The sequence below is a fragment of the Bacteroides sp. AR29 genome (genome assembly GCF_900217715.1).
Taxonomy (GTDB): Bacteria; Bacteroidota; Bacteroidia; order Bacteroidales; family Bacteroidaceae; genus Bacteroides; species Bacteroides uniformis.
Map to the genome: position 1 here is coordinate 55,495 of NZ_OBMS01000007.1, position 15,650 is coordinate 71,144.

At 47.5% G+C, this 15,650-nt stretch carries 11 protein-coding genes; 2 read left to right on the forward strand and 9 right to left on the reverse strand.

Annotation, left to right across the window (positions count from 1 at the left end; all coding sequences use genetic code 11):
- Positions 1–166: 166 nt before the first annotated feature.
- From CSD97_RS06375 to CSD97_RS06385, 3 genes are read right to left on the reverse strand one after another with little or no spacing between them, the layout of a single operon-like run.
- A complete protein-coding gene (locus CSD97_RS06375) occupies positions 167–1,510 on the reverse strand; it encodes a citrate/2-methylcitrate synthase (protein ID WP_009037962.1) in 1,344 nt (447 codons plus the stop codon).
- Between the two features lie 12 nt (positions 1,511–1,522).
- The gene (gene icd / locus CSD97_RS06380; protein WP_098032123.1) at positions 1,523–2,683 is read right to left on the reverse strand and encodes an NADP-dependent isocitrate dehydrogenase; all 1,161 of its coding nucleotides are present in this window, start codon (positions 2,681–2,683) and stop codon (positions 1,523–1,525) included.
- Positions 2,684–2,686: 3 nt separating this feature from the next.
- On the reverse strand, positions 2,687–4,930 hold the full coding sequence (locus CSD97_RS06385) for an aconitate hydratase (protein ID WP_098032124.1): 2,244 nt from the start codon (positions 4,928–4,930) through the stop codon (positions 2,687–2,689).
- 132 nt (positions 4,931–5,062) lie between these two features.
- On the opposite strand from CSD97_RS06385, the gene CSD97_RS06390 reads away from it, so the two are divergent.
- Positions 5,063–6,958, forward strand: coding sequence for an AAA domain-containing protein (locus CSD97_RS06390; RefSeq protein WP_098032145.1), 1,896 nt, complete (start codon positions 5,063–5,065; stop codon positions 6,956–6,958).
- Positions 6,959–7,019: 61 nt separating this feature from the next.
- Here CSD97_RS06390 and ilvC read toward each other — a convergent pair whose 3' ends face one another.
- The 5 genes from ilvC to ilvD form a co-directional block, all read right to left on the reverse strand.
- The gene (gene ilvC / locus CSD97_RS06395; RefSeq protein ID WP_005827157.1) at positions 7,020–8,063 is read right to left on the reverse strand and encodes a ketol-acid reductoisomerase; all 1,044 of its coding nucleotides are present in this window, start codon (positions 8,061–8,063) and stop codon (positions 7,020–7,022) included.
- 50 nt (positions 8,064–8,113) lie between these two features.
- Positions 8,114–8,863: an acyl-ACP thioesterase domain-containing protein gene (locus CSD97_RS06400; RefSeq protein ID WP_034525527.1), complete on the reverse strand. Its 750-nt coding sequence runs from the start codon at positions 8,861–8,863 to the stop codon at positions 8,114–8,116.
- On the reverse strand, positions 8,863–9,423 hold the full coding sequence (ilvN, locus tag CSD97_RS06405; RefSeq protein ID WP_005833135.1) for an acetolactate synthase small subunit: 561 nt from the start codon (positions 9,421–9,423) through the stop codon (positions 8,863–8,865). Before ilvN ends, CSD97_RS06400 begins: the two co-directional genes overlap by 1 nt.
- A gap of 32 nt (positions 9,424–9,455) precedes the next feature.
- On the reverse strand, positions 9,456–11,207 hold the full coding sequence (gene ilvB, locus CSD97_RS06410) for a biosynthetic-type acetolactate synthase large subunit (protein ID WP_098032125.1): 1,752 nt from the start codon (positions 11,205–11,207) through the stop codon (positions 9,456–9,458).
- An 84-nt stretch (positions 11,208–11,291) separates the two neighbouring features.
- The gene (gene ilvD, locus CSD97_RS06415; RefSeq protein WP_098032126.1) at positions 11,292–13,094 is read right to left on the reverse strand and encodes a dihydroxy-acid dehydratase; all 1,803 of its coding nucleotides are present in this window, start codon (positions 13,092–13,094) and stop codon (positions 11,292–11,294) included.
- Between the two features lie 490 nt (positions 13,095–13,584).
- Here ilvD and CSD97_RS06420 point away from each other — a divergent pair, with 490 nt between their 5' ends.
- The gene (locus CSD97_RS06420; RefSeq protein ID WP_005833142.1) at positions 13,585–14,157 is read left to right on the forward strand and encodes an FKBP-type peptidyl-prolyl cis-trans isomerase; all 573 of its coding nucleotides are present in this window, start codon (positions 13,585–13,587) and stop codon (positions 14,155–14,157) included.
- A 107-nt stretch (positions 14,158–14,264) separates the two neighbouring features.
- Here CSD97_RS06420 and CSD97_RS06425 read toward each other — a convergent pair whose 3' ends face one another.
- Positions 14,265–15,542: an L-serine ammonia-lyase, iron-sulfur-dependent, subunit alpha gene (locus tag CSD97_RS06425; protein WP_034532834.1), complete on the reverse strand. Its 1,278-nt coding sequence runs from the start codon at positions 15,540–15,542 to the stop codon at positions 14,265–14,267.
- Positions 15,543–15,650 lie beyond the last annotated feature (108 nt).

Sequence of the window (15,650 nt, forward strand, 5' to 3'; positions counted from 1 at the left end):
CAAAAACCAGTGTTTTTTACTGAGAAGATTAAGCAGTAGAGATACGAAAATCTAATCGTTCCATCATGGAGTAAATTTCATTCCACCATGGAGAAAAAATCGTTCCACCATGGTGGAACGATTTTTTCCCCGTGATGGAACGATTTAAAAGATACAAGTCTAATCCTTACCGTTTCTTAATGGGCACATAAGCCACCTCATCCAAAACATTCTTATAGGCAGGACGGATAATACGCTTGCCTTCGAAATTCAATTCTTCATTGCGATGTGCACACCAACCGACAATACGTGCCATGGCAAACAAAGGCGTGAAGATTTCCTGCGGCAGCCCAATCATCTCGTAGACAAAGCCCGAATAGAAATCCACATTGCTCGAAACCGTCTTTCCATTATTCTTCACACGGCCAAACACATCAATGGCGCGCTCCTCGAGCAGTTCAAGGAAAGCGAACTCGCGTTCTTTCCCTTTTTCGCGGGCAAGGTCGCGGGCAAGCTCTTTCAGCAGAATGGCGCGCGGGTCGGAAATGGTATAGACGGCATGTCCGATACCATATATCAAGCCGGTCTTGTTATAGGCTTCCTTGTTGAGCATGCGGGTGAAGTAAGTATCAATCTCATCCACATTCGTCCAGTCCTGAATGTTTTCCTGCAGATGGTGGAACATATCGGCAACCTGGATATTGGCACCTCCATGAAGCGGCCCTTTCAAGGAACCGATACCTGCCGCTATCGAAGAGTAAGTATCCGTCCCGGTAGAAGAAGTGACACGTACGGTAAAAGTGGAGTTGTTACCACCACCGTGCTCGGCCTGAAGAACCAGCAGCAGGTCGAGCGTGCGGGCATCCAGCTCCGTGTAGTCCTTCTTCAGCATATAGAGGAAATTCTCGGCAATGGAAAGGTTTTCCTGCGGATGGCGGATATGCAGTGAACGGCCATGGGTGGCATGGCGAAGCATGTTATAGGCATACGCAATGATGGTCGGGAATTTCGAAATAAGCTCAATGCTCTGCCGCATCAGATTATCGCGGGAAGTGTCATCTGCATCAGGGTCAAAACGATACATCTCGAGCACGCTGCGCGCCAGGATGTTCATAATGTTGTTTCCTTCGAGTTCAATGATATTCATCTTGGTCTTCTGCTCCAGCGGCATGTTGTCGTTGATGAGTTCACGGAAAGAAGAGAGTTCTTCCTTGTCGGGCAGGCGACCGGAAAGCAACAAGTAGGCAATTTCCTCAAAACCGAAACGCTTCTCTTTGATGATGGCGTGTGCCAAGTCATCCACATCATAACCGCGGTAGAACAATTTGCCGGGAATAGGCTTCAGCCCTCCACCGGGGATGCGTTCATAGCCGACCACATTGCCTATTTTGGTCAACCCCACCAAGACTCCCGTGCCGTCCTCATTACGCAAACCGCGCTTCACATCAAACTTCCTGAACAGTTCATTCTCAATCCGGGTAGCTTCCTTCAAATCTTCGGAAAGCTTGTAAATCAGATACTCCTTCTTCATAATCGTTTCGTTTTATTCGTTATTCCCATTTTCTATTCTCCTTACAATCTCCCGGGTGAAAGTCGAAGTGGACAGCGAGACGCCACCCGGCATAAAACGGGCCAAGTCGGCAGTAGCACGGGCTTCTGTGAAACTTTCCTCCAAGGCGTTCTCTATAAGAGAGGCTGCTTCCTTCCAACCCAGATATTCAAGCATCATCACAGCGGAAAGGATGATGGAACAGGGATTCACAATGTCTTTCCCGGCAATGTTCGGAGCCGTCCCGTGAGTAGCCTCAAAAATGGCATGCCCCGTTTTATAGTTGATATTCGCACCCGGTGCAATGCCGATGCCGCCTACCATGGCAGCCAGTTGGTCGGACACATAATCGCCGTTCAGATTCAACGTGGCAATCACGGAATATTCTTCGGGGATAAGCAACGTGTTCTGCAAGAATGCATCGGCAATGCAGTCCTTGATGACCAGACGCCCTTCTGCCAGTTCTTTACCAAACTCACATTCTGCCAGCTCGTACCCCCACTTCTTGAAACCGCCTTCCGTAAATTTCATGATGTTTCCTTTGTGTACCAAGGTCACGGAAGGCAGATGATGCTCAAGCGCGTATTGGCAGGCGGCACGCACCAAGCGCTCTGTTCCTTCTCTTGAAACGGGCTTCACGCCAAACGAGGAGGTTTCGGGAAAACGGACTTTTGTCACCCCCATGTCATCATGGAGAAAACGATAGAACTTTTCAGCCTCCGGAGTTCCGGCTTCCCATTCGATGCCTGCATAAATATCCTCGGTATTCTCACGGAATACGCACATATCCACCTTCTGCGGCTCTTTGAGTGGAGAAACAATGCCCTTATACCAACGTACCGGACGTTGGCAGACATACAAATCAAGCGTCTGACGCAAGGCTACGTTCAAGGAACGGATACCTCTGCCGACGGGAGTTGTCAAAGGACCTTTGATGCCCACCTTATAGGTGCGGAAGGCTTCCATGGTTTCGTCCGGCAACCAGGAACCGGTTTCGTGAAAGGCACGTTCTCCTGCCAGCACTTCTTTCCATTCAATGCCACGCCGGTCACCATAGGATTTCTTGACAGCGGCATTCACGACAGCCTGCATGGATGGGGTCACTTCTGCTCCCACCCCATCGCCGGTAATAAAAGGTACAGTAATTTTTTCCATATTCTATCTTGCATTAAGTGCAGAACCGGCCCGGAACCAGGCTATCTGCTGTTCGTTATACGTATGTTGTACTTCAAAACTTTCTTTACTCCCGTCCTCGTGATGAAGAACCACCTTCAAAGTGCGTCCTGGAGCAAAATCTTTCAACCCCATGACAGAAATCAGGTCGCGTTCCCGAATCTTGTCATAATCGGCCTTATCCGTAAAGGTCAGCGCCAACATGCCTTGTTTCTTTAAATTCGTCTCATGGATACGGGCAAAGCTTTTCGCCAAAATGACGCGTACATTCAGGAAGCGTGGTTCCATGGCAGCATGCTCACGGCTGGAACCTTCACCATAATTCTCTTCGGCAACGACAATGGAAGAGATACCTTCGGACTTATACAGCTTCGCAGTGCCTGACACTGTTCCATAGGTATTGGTGGAGCGGTTCCAAACCTTGTTCGTCTCTCCATTGAAAGCATTGACAGCCCCCATCAGCATATTGTCCGAAATATTCTCCAAATGTCCCCGGAAACGGAGCCATGGCCCCGCCATGGAAATGTGGTCGGTGGTACATTTCCCCTGTACTTTAATCAATAAAGGCATGTCCAGCAAATCCATGCCATCCCAGGCAGGGAAGGGAGTCAGCAGTTGCAAGCGCTGTGAATGAGGATTGACCGTAATTTCCGTCTGTCCTTTGCCTGGAGCAATGTATCCTTCCTTTCCTCCTATAAACCCGTGTGCCGGCAATTCTTCACCGACCGGTTCGGACAGTTTCACAACCTCTCCTTTGGCATTGACCAGCGTATCCCTCAACGGGTCGAAACAAAGGTCACCGGCAATGGTCAGCGCCATCGTTATCTCCGGGGAAGCGACGTAAGCAAAAGTGTTGGGATTTCCATCGGCACGTTTGGCAAAATTACGGTTAAAAGAGGTGACGATGGAATTTTTGCGTTCGGGGTCATCAGTATGGCGCTTCCACTGGCCAATACAAGGTCCGCAGGCATTCGCCATTATCGTTGCGCCAATATCTTCGAAAGCGGCAATCATGCCGTCGCGTTCAGCAGTGGCACGTATCTGCTCCGAGCCGGGGTTGACAATCAGCGAGGAAGCAACCTTCAAATTCTTTTCCTTTACCTGCCGGGCAAGGGAGGCCGCGCGGCTCAAATCCTGATAGGACGAATTGGTGCACGACCCTATCAGACCGACTTCCATCCGGCGGGGATAGTTATTGGTTATCACTACCTCGGCAAATTTCGATATCGGTGTTGCTGCATCCGGCGTAAAGGGCCCGTTGATATACGGTTCCAATAACGAGAGGTCTATTTCAATGATGCGGTCGTAATATTTTTCCGGATTTGCCAGCACTTCGTCGTCGGCGCGAAGGTCGGCAGCTACGGAAGCAGCCATTTCCGCCACTTCTTCACGTCCGGTAGCTTTCAAGTAGGTACCCATACGCTCATCGTAAGGGAAAAGGGAGGTAGTCGCCCCCACCTCTGCCCCCATATTGCAGATGGTAGCCTTTCCAGTGGCAGACAATGAAGCGGTTCCCGGTCCAAAATATTCAATGATGGCATTGGTTCCCCCTTTTACAGTAAGAATACCCGCCAACTTCAGAATAACGTCTTTGGGAGCTACCCAGCCACTCAATTTACCCTTCAAGTGTACGCCTATCAGACGCGGCATTTTCAGTTCCCATTCCATGCCGGTCATCACATCCACCGCATCGGCACCACCCACACCAATGGCCACCATGCCCAAACCTCCGGCATTGGGCGTATGAGAGTCCGTGCCTACCATCATTCCACCCGGAAATGCGTAGTTCTCCAATACCACCTGGTGAATAATACCTGCTCCCCGCTGCCAAAAACCTATGCCATAGCGGGAAGAAACATCACGGAGAAAATTATAGACCTCCTCGTTGGTCTTCGTAGCAGTCGCAACATCTTCTTTTGCACCTTTATATGCTTGAATCAAATGGTCACAATGCACAGTGGAAGGCACGGCAACCTGCTCACGGCCTGCATTCATAAATTGCAATAAGGCCATTTGAGCCGTTGCATCCTGCATGGCCACACGGTCGGGACGGAAATTCACATAGTCTTCTCCCCGTCTGTAGTTCTTCACTTTATCCCCATCATACAAATGAGCATACAAAATTTTCTCCGCTAAAGTCATCGGACGCCGCAGTACGTTCCGTACGCGTTCTATCTTCTCCGAATAAGCAGCATAAAACGTTTTGAGCATCGTTAAATCATATACCATAACCACTATTTTTTAGTTTTTCATTATTGTAAAGATTACAAATTAATATCATAAACAAATAAAAAGGCTGAATAGTTTAACAAAATAAAGCATTTTTTCCGTCGGAAGCGAAGAATGATTACCTTTGCAACCATGAAGGAACAAGATTCAAATAGTCCTATTATTCACCTCCAGCAGCAACAACTTTTGCTGCGCATGGAATACGAATACGAAAAAGAGGAATTCAAACGCCAAACCGAAAACATGGGAGTTGCCCGGAAAGTGAAACGGGGACTTTGCTGGTATCCTGCCACTCCGGGACGAAGTTACTATAATTCACTGAATCAATTAGTAATAGAAATTACACACACAGAAAATACCGATATAGAACATAATTTTGAGTTCGGCCGTCCCGTATGTTTTTTCCGCCAGTCTGCCGATGGAAAAATAACCTATATGAACTTCACCGCTACCGTAAGCTATGCCGACGAGACACGGATGGTAGCGATAATGCCCGGAGCCGGTGCCGTTATGGAAGTGCAGGAAACGGACAACCTCGGCGTGCAACTTTATTTCGACGAAACATCCTATCGGACCATGTTCGAAGCCTTGGAAGATACGTTACGCTCCAAAGGCAACCGCCTGGCCGAATTGCGGGACATATTGCTGGGAACCTCGAAAGCCGGTTTCCGAGAGCTCTATCCCGTACGGTTTCCCTGGCTGAACTCCACGCAGGAGACAGCTGTAAACAAAGTGCTGTGTGCCCGCGACGTGGCCATTGTACACGGTCCTCCGGGAACCGGAAAAACGACCACCTTAGTGGAAGCCATCTACGAAACCCTGCATCGGGAACCGCAGGTACTGGTATGTGCCCAAAGCAATACTGCCGTCGACTGGATTTCGGAAAAACTTGTGGACCGTGGCGTCAATGTCCTGCGTATCGGCAATCCGACCCGTGTCAACGACAAGATGCTTTCCTTTACCTACGAGCGTCGTTTCGAGAACCATCCGCTTTATCCGGAACTGTGGAGCATCCGGAAAAATCTCCGTGAACTGGGCAGCCGTGCCCGCCGTGGCAGCTATGACGAACGCGAAGGAGTACGCAGCCGTATGAGCCGCCTGCGCGACCGCGCCACCGCATTGGAAATACAAATCAATGCAGAGCTTTTTGATGGGGCACACGTCATAGCCTCCACGCTGGTAAGCAGCAATCACCGGCTGCTGAACGGACGCCGTTTCGGCACCCTTTTCATTGATGAAGCAGCCCAGGCCTTAGAGGCTGCCTGCTGGATAGCTATCCGAAAAGCAGACCGCGTGGTATTGGCGGGTGACCACTGCCAACTTCCGCCCACCATAAAATGCCACGAAGCCGCCCGTGGAGGTCTGGAACGAACATTGATGGAGAAAGTGGTGTCCAACAAACCTGCCGTTGTCTCTTTGCTGAAAGTGCAATACCGCATGCACGAGGAAATCATGAAATTTCCTTCCCAATGGTTTTATAATGGCGAGTTGGAAGCCGCTCCCGAAGTGCGTTACCGGGGCATCCTGGACTGGGATACCCCTATCCACTGGATTGACACCTCCGAAATGGATTTCAAAGAAGAATTTGTGGGAGAGACTTTCGGACGCATCAATAAAGCGGAAGCGGACCTGCTCCTATCAGAACTGAAAATCTACATCAACCGTATCGGTGGCAGCCGCATTCTGGAAGAAAAAATAGACTTCGGCATCATCTCCCCTTACAAGGCACAAGTGCAATATCTCCGCAACAAGATAAAGGCAGACGCTTCACTCAAGCCTTATCGCAGCTTGTTCACTGTAAATACGGTGGATGGCTTCCAAGGGCAAGAGCGCGATGTTATCTTCATCAGCCTTGTCCGCGCCAACGAAGAAGGGCAGATAGGATTCCTGAATGATTTAAGGAGAATGAATGTAGCCATCACCCGGGCACGTATGAAGCTGGTAATATTGGGAGAGGCAGAGACGCTGAAACATCACGGTTTTTACCGGAAGCTATTGGAGTTTATTCAAAATATAGGGAATCAATAATAAAGAAATACCCCCTCCGGTAACACCGAAGAGGGTATTTCACCTATTTATATAAAGCTGATTAATTGTTTTCCGGACGAAGTTTACGAACCGTAACAGCTGTCTGCCACATTTCGCTTTCACGCAAGGCTTTCAATTCTGCATTCAGCTTCTCACGATAATCGGGTTTGGAGTTACTGTCGATAGAAATCTGAGCTTCGTTACCCGACTTCACACTTGCATACAATTTCTGTACAACCGGCTTGATGGCATCATGGAACGGGGTCATCCAATCCAGCGCACCACGCTGTGCCGTAGTAGAACAGTTGGCATACATCCAGTCCATACCATTCTTGGCAAACAATGGCATCAAAGATTGAGTCAACTCTTCCACTGTTTCATTGAATGCTTCAGAAGGAGTATGGCCGTTTTCGCGCAATACCTCATACTGAGCCAACAGTAATCCCTGGATAGCACCCATCAAGGAACCACGTTCACCGGTCAAGTCGGAAGTGGCTTCACGGATGAAAGTTGTCTCGAACAAATATCCCGAACCGATGCCGATACCCAGTGCAATCGTCTTGTCAAAAGCCTTACCCGTAGCATCCTGATAGACGGCATATGATGAGTTCAAGCCACGACCCTCGAGGAACATGGTACGAAGTGAAGTACCGGAACCTTTGGGAGCAACCATAATAACATCAATATCTTTAGGAGGAACCACGCCGGTACGGTCGTTCCAGGTAATAGCAAAACCATGAGAGAAGTAAAGAGCCTTTCCGGGAGTCAAATAAGGTTTGATAGTCGGCCATACAGACATTACAGCTGCGTCAGACAACAGACACATGATGATAGTACCTTTCTGACAAGCCTCTTCGATGCCGAACAAAGTCTCACCCGGTACCCATCCGTCAGCCACAGCCTTTTCGTATGTCTTGCCCGGACGTTGTCCTACAATCACATTGAAACCGTTATCACGCAAGTTGCAAGCCTGGCCCGGGCCTTGTACGCCATAACCGATTACTGCAATTGTTTCATCTTTCAAAATCTCACGTGCTTTTTCCAAAGGAAATTCTTCGCGGGTCATTACATTCTCAATAACACCGCCAAAATTCAATTGTGCCATTTTTTGTTTTAATTTTTATTTGTGGCTTACGCCAACGTTGATAAATTTATTTATTTCTCTGTAAACATCACTTTAGAGCGACAGACCACTTCGCTGCCATTCTTTTTCACCTCCACATCGTAAACGCCCTCACCGGCATCATCCATGAACAAAGTCAACTCATCCCCATAATAGCTTTCGGCTACATATGCCATCTCAAAACGACGGATGCGCTTCTCCTTATACATCTCTATCGGGAACAAATCAAGGATATGCTCGATGTAACGGATGCTGTTCACATGCCCGTTAATGTCAATATCACTGTATTTGGCTACCAAAGCAGCAACCGGTTCCTTTGAGGCCACCTTTATCCGCGAAGGTTTTTCTATCGGACAAGGCTCATCGCAAACATAATCTACAATGCTGCCACTATGAAGAGCCAGCAAATCTGCCGGCTTACGGGTATTCATGCTAATCATCGCCCAAACGGAACGTGCATACCCAATCTTCTTACCCTCCTTATCGATGATAGCGAAATTACGGTCTGTAAAAAGGCGATAGACATTCTCCACCCAAGTCTGAATGGAGAAATCTTCGTACTGATAAGGCATTTCATCCAGTTCGACAGCCAGACGGGACAATACCCAAGTATAATTGTCCTCGTTTAGAGTCGCGATGCCAAAACCGCGGTCGCTGGCATGGAAACCCGCACAATTCAACAAATGGTTGCCTAATACTCCCATTGTCAGCCGTCCGGTAAAGTCGACATGAAACGGTTCGGCAACAAACTTGTAGGTACCTATCTTATTGTTCTCGCTCATCATGATTCTTGGTGTTTACTTTGACGATATTTTGCTTCACGGTCCGCTAGATATTCATTGACACGCTCAAAGCAGCTGGTCGTAATGGCTACGCGACCCGAACGGACGAACTGAAGTACGCAATCCAACTGGCGCAACTCCTCATAAAGATTGGTTATTTCCTCACTCATGCCATTCTTCTCAACAATGGCAAATACAGCATTCACCTCCACAATACGGGCATTGTACTTACGGATTACTTTGGACACCTCCGGTTTTTCTTCCAGCGTAGGGGTCGTTATTTTATAAAGGGCAATCTCGTGCTGATAGATTTCATCATCCGTGAAATAATGGGCTTGCAGCACATCTATTTTCTTGGTAATCTGCTTGGTCACCTTTTCAATGGTATCCTTGTCCGTCCAAGCGGTAATGGTATATTTATGTACCCCCTTGATGGAGGAGGCCGATACATTCAAACTCTCGATGTTTATCTGCCGGCGGGTAAACACAGCCGTCACCTGATTCAGCAAACCGGCAAAGTTTTCCGAATGAACAATGATTGTATATAGTTTTTTATCCATAGATAGAGTAAATTCTTTAATTTCGCATGACTTCAGCATTCCAACAACATCTGATTGACCGAACCGCCCGGAGGTGTCATCGGCATTACATTTCCTTCTTCCTCCACACAAGCTTCGAGCAGGAACGGTCCGTCAGTCGCTATCATTTCGTCAATCGCTTTTGCCAGCTCCTCGCGAGTCATTACCCTGCGTGCAGGAATATCATATGCCGAAGCAATCTTCATATAATCCGGATTCATCATCGGAGTAAACGAATAACGACGATTGAAGAACATCGCCTGCCATTGACGAACATTGCCCAGGAAGTTATTGTTCAACAGAATCATCTTCACCGGAGCCTTTTGTTCCATGATGGTACCCAGTTCCTGCAGGTTCATCTGCAAGCCGCCGTCTCCCATGAATACGCATACCGTGCGGTCCGGACGTCCAAAAGTGGCACCGATAGCTGCCGGAAGGCCGAAGCCCATAGTACCCAGGCCACCGGAAGTAACAATGCTACGTTCCTTGGTGTATTTGAAATAACGGGCGGACATCATCTGATTCTGGCCGACATCAGTCACCAATATCGCCTCGTTATGGGTAGCCTCACTCACAGCACGCACCACCTCACCCATGCTTAGCGCTTTTCCTGCCGGATGTAATTCCGGACGGATTACCTTTTCCTCTTCCACTTCCTCGTATTGCCGGAAACTGTCAATCCATTCCTGATGGTTGGCGGGTTCCAGCAATTGGGTAACGGCAGCCAGTGTCTCTTTGCAATCTCCCAGGACAGCAACATCGGTCTTTACATTCTTATCTATTTCGGCAGGGTCAATATCAAAGTGGATAATCTTCGCCTGCTTGGCATATGTTTCCAATTTACCCGTCACACGGTCATCAAAGCGCATGCCTACGGCGATAAGGACATCACATTTATTGGTATTGATATTGGGCCCCAGGTTACCGTGCATACCAAGCATTCCTTTGTTCAACGGATGGTTCGTAGGTAATGCGGAAAGTCCCAATAAAGTGCATCCGGCAGGCATTCCGGCTTTCTCAATGAAAGCACGAAGCTCTTGCTGGGCTTCTCCCAGCTCCACGCCTTGTCCTACCAGCACCAAAGGCCGTTCCGCACCATTTATTAATTCAGCAGCCTGCCGTATGGCCTCCGGCTCCATTTCGGGAACGGGAAGATAGCTACGGACATAGTCCACCTTAGTAGGCGCATATTCTGTTTTCTCCACTTGGGCGTTTTTAGCAAAATCCAGCACGACCGGTCCCGGACGTCCGCTCTTTGCCACATAGAAAGCACGTGCCACTGCCCAGGCCACATCTTCTGCACGACGAATCTGGTAACTCCATTTCGTGATAGGCTGAGTAATGCCTACCAAGTCCACTTCCTGAAATGCATCCGTACCCAAAAAGTTCGTCCCTACCTGGCCGGCAATGACAACGATAGGCGTACTGTCAATCATGGCATCTGCAATGCCCGTGATAGTATTGGTAGCACCCGGTCCACTGGTAACCAGACAAACGCCAACCTCGCCTGATACACGTGCAAAGCCTTGTGCCGCATGGGTTGCTCCTTGTTCATGGCGAACCAAGATGTGGTTCAATTCCTTCCGGTGGTCGTATAAGGCATCGAATACCGGCATGATGCTCCCTCCCGGATAGCCGAAAATGGTCTTTACCCCCTGATGCTCCAGAGAACGCATCAATGCTTCTGCGCCTGTTATTAGAGCCTCACCCCGACCCTCTCCTTGGGAGAGGGAGGAAAAGTTACTCTTTTTATTATTATCAGCCATACTTTATCTTTTTATTAAAAACTTCGGAAATTTGTATCATTCCCTCCTCCCCTCTCTTTCGGAGAGGGATCGGGGGTGAGGCCTTTAATCAATCAGCCTCACAGCCCCTTTGTCAGCGGAACTCACCATACTGGCATATGCTTTCAATGCTTTGGAGACTTCACGGTTGCGGGTTACCGGAGTCATAGGGCGTGCTGCAAGCTCTTCATCCGTCAACTTCACATTGATAGAACGGTTCGGTATATCAATTTCGATAATGTCCCCATCCTTAATCTTGCCGATATTACCACCGGCAGCCGCTTCGGGAGAAACATGTCCGATGCTTAGTCCGGAAGTACCACCACTGAAACGCCCGTCGGTAATCAATGCACACTCCTTACCCAGATGGCGGGATTTGATATAAGAAGTAGGATAAAGCATCTCTTGCATACCCGGTCCACCTTTCGGCCCTTCGTGAGTGATGACGACGACGTCTCCACTGACCACCTTTCCACCCAGAATACCGTCGCAAGCCGCATCTTGTGAGTCGAAGACTTTCGCCGGCCCCGTAAATTTCCAGATACTCTCGTCTACACCGGCAGTCTTGACAACGCAACCGTCCTGAGCTATATTTCCCTTCAAAACCGCCAGACCGCCATCCTTGCTGTATGCATGTTCCAAATCACGGATACAACCGATCGCACGGTCCGTATCGAGTTCCTTATAAGACGCATTTTGTGAGCCAAGTACCAGATTGAACTTTCCGGCTGCCGCACTGGAGTATTTCTTGATTGCCTCTTTACATACATCAGGGCTGGTAATACTATACCGGTCGATTGCCTCTGCCAACGTCATTCCATCCACACGGCGGACATTCGTATCGACCAATCCGCCCTTGGCTAGCTCATCCATGATGGCAATGATGCCACCGGCACGGTTAACGTCTTGTACATGATACTTTTGGGTATTGGGAGCCACCTTGCATAAGCAGGGGGTCTTGCGGGAGAGCATGTCAATGTCATCCATCTTAAAATCCGCTCCGGCTTCGTGAGCCACAGCCAACAAATGAAGTACTGTATTAGTAGAACCGCCCATCGCAATATCCAGCGTCATGGCATTCAAAAATGCCTCGCGGGTAGCAATACTGCGCGGGAGTACACTCTCATCCCCTTCTTCATAATATCTAAAGGCATTCTCTACAATCAACCTGGCTGCATCCTCAAACAGTTTCTTGCGATTTTCGTGAGTGGCTACAATCGTGCCGTTACCGGGCAGTGCCAATCCAATCGCTTCATTCAAGCAATTCATGGAATTAGCGGTAAACATGCCTGAGCAGCATCCGCAAGTGGGACAGGCATGTTGCTCAATCTGTGCCACCTCTTTATCGCCCACACTGTCATCAGCAGATTTAATCATGGCATCAATCAAATCCAAATGCTGTCCGTTCCATTCCCCGGCTTCCATCGGCCCGCCTGAAACAAACACAGTCGGTATATTCAGCCTCATAGCCGCCATCAGCATTCCCGGAGTAATCTTGTCACAGTTACTGATGCAAACCATAGCATCCGCCTTATGGGCATTTACCATATACTCCACACTATCGGCAATGATATCTCTTGAAGGCAGGGAATAAAGCATACCGTCGTGTCCCATAGCGATACCGTCGTCAATGGCAATCGTATTGAACTCCGCAGCAAAACACCCCAACTTTTCAATCTCTTCCTTTACAAACTGGCCTATTTCGTGCAGGTGTACATGCCCGGGGACGAATTGTGTAAATGAATTGACTATAGCGATAATGGGCTTACCCATCTGTTCCTTCTTCATACCATTCGCCGTCCACAATGCACGGGCTCCCGCCATGCGGCGACCTTGTGTGCTGAACGAGCTGCGTAACTGATGCTTCATTTTCAAATCTCCTTTTAATGAAAAAGCCTCTCCCACTATAGTGAGAAAGGCTTAATAAATTATCTTCTAACGTACGAATACATACATAACCTTTCTCACGCTCTTGATGCCACCACCACGACGCGAATAATATGCAGGACTGCCAGGTTAATAGATGTATGTAAATTCATAACTTAATTCTTCTTTTTTGTTTCAAACGTGCTGCAAAGGTAAGGGCTTTTTTATAATCTCCAAACAAATTGAAGAAAAAAATAAGATAAACATGAATAATCGTAAGAAAATATCGCCCTAAAATCCTATTTTATCACTTAACAGTTCTAAATAGAACCATTCAGACAGCCAATGTAAATGTATTGCCAATCATTGAAACCATTTAATAATCTGAAAATTACCAAAGGCTCTCTACATCCCGAAACAAATAATTCGTATCTTTGTCTCTTCAAATACTCAAAAAAACAGTATTTACTAATTAAATAAAGATAGAAAATTAATGGAAACAGTAGAAAACAAGTACATCACCGTAGCATATAAGCTGTACTCAATCGAAAACGGAGAAAAAGATTTCGAAGAAGAAGCACCCGTAGAGCATCCTTTTCAGTTTATCTCAGGTCTGGGAATGACACTCGAACCCTTTGAAGCCCAGATAAAAGACTTGCAAATAGGCGATAAATTCGACTTTACCATTCCGGCATCAGAAGCTTATGGTGAATATGACGACGACCATGTTATTGACCTCCCCAAAGAAATCTTCATGATAGAAGGAGAATTCGACAGCGACCGTGTAGTGGAAGGCGCCGTCATCCCCTTGATGACTTCTGAAGGTCAACGCATCAATGGAAGTGTAGTAGAAGTAAAGGAAGACGTAGTTGTAATGGACATGAATCATCCACTCGCAGGTTGTGATTTGAACTTTACCGGAGAAGTGGTGGAAAGCCGTCCGGCTACGAACGAAGAGCTTGCTGAAGTTGCCCGTATGATGGGTGGCGGTTGCGGCAGCTGCGGTTGTGGTGACTGTGGCGACGGATGCGGCGACCATGAATGTGGAGGCGGATGCTGCCACTAAAGAATTAAAAATTAAAGAATTAAAAATTAAAGAATCAGACTACACAGTATTAAGCATGCCGCATGGTAATTCTTTAATTTTTAATTCTTTAATTTTCAAATTCTATATTATTTACTTGTCATTATCTCCAATACCAATTTATCCGTTTCATTCATTCCTTTAGAACCGATTTTTGTCAGATTACGGATACTCTGATCCACATCCTCATCAATAATACCTTCTACGGAAGTCACACAACGGTTTTCCATGGCCATGATGGCTGAAAGCACTGCGGTTGAAACTCCGGTAGTTACTTTCAATGCACAACTGGGTTTGGCACCATCACAAATCATTCCGGTAAGATTGGCAATCATGTTCTGCACAGCATATGCCACTTGTTCATAAGTTCCTCCCATTAGCCAGGTTATACCGCAACTGGAACCCGTGGCAGCAACCACACAACCGCATAAGGCAGATAAGCGTCCCAAACTCTGCTTGATATAGATTACTGTTAAATGGCTCAACATCAAGGCACGAATCAATTCTTCTTCCGATTTTCCATTTTCTTCGGCATAGACCAGTACGGGAAGGGTAGCGGATATCCCTTGATTGCCACTGCCGGAATTGCTCATCACCGGAATCATGGCACCGGCCATACGGGCATCACATGCTCCCGAAGTGTAAGAAAGGATATGAGAGAAGACACTGTCGCCCATAATCCGGTGTTCGTAAGTGCCACGTAGGATTTTACCCAGTCCATGACCATATTCACCTTCGAAGGAACGTTCGGCGGCAGTCTTGTTCAGTCGTGCCGTATCAAGAATAAAACGGATGTCGTCTAATGGGGTTGTCATGGCGAAGTCATACACTTTGCGTAAAGTCAAGTCCAATACATCCTCCTCTTCGATACAAGAGGCAATTTGTTTGTCCAATAAGATGTCACCGTTGCGCGTTATATAAGTAAAACAAGTATGCCCACCGGCAATAATAGCTGTTGCCTTGTTCGTATCAGCTTCACAACATACTTCTATATAAAGCTTCTCTTCCATATCGTTTTTTAAAGATATATGAATACGCTTTTCTTCTATGAAACGCTTTCCTGCCTCCACTGCATCAGGAGTACTTTCTTTCAAAACCTCCAATTGATACGCCGACTTACCTATTAAGGCGCCAAGCGCCACAGCAATCGGTAATCCAATCATCCCCGTACCTGGAATACCCACTCCCATTGCATTTTTCAGAATATTGGCACTCAGCAATACAGTTATCTTTTCGGGACGCTTATTCAGCACTTCCGCAGCCTTTGCTACACACAATGCCACAGCTATAGGTTCTGTACAACCAATGGCAGGAATTACTTCAGATTTAACCAAAGCAATAATCTGTCGTCTTTCCGTTTCTGTCATATCATTTCTACAATTTGATTATTTATCATGCAAATGTAGGAAAAAACAAACAAAAATCCCTCCTCTATAACCTGAAAATCAGGAGACAAAGGAGGGAAAATTCCATAT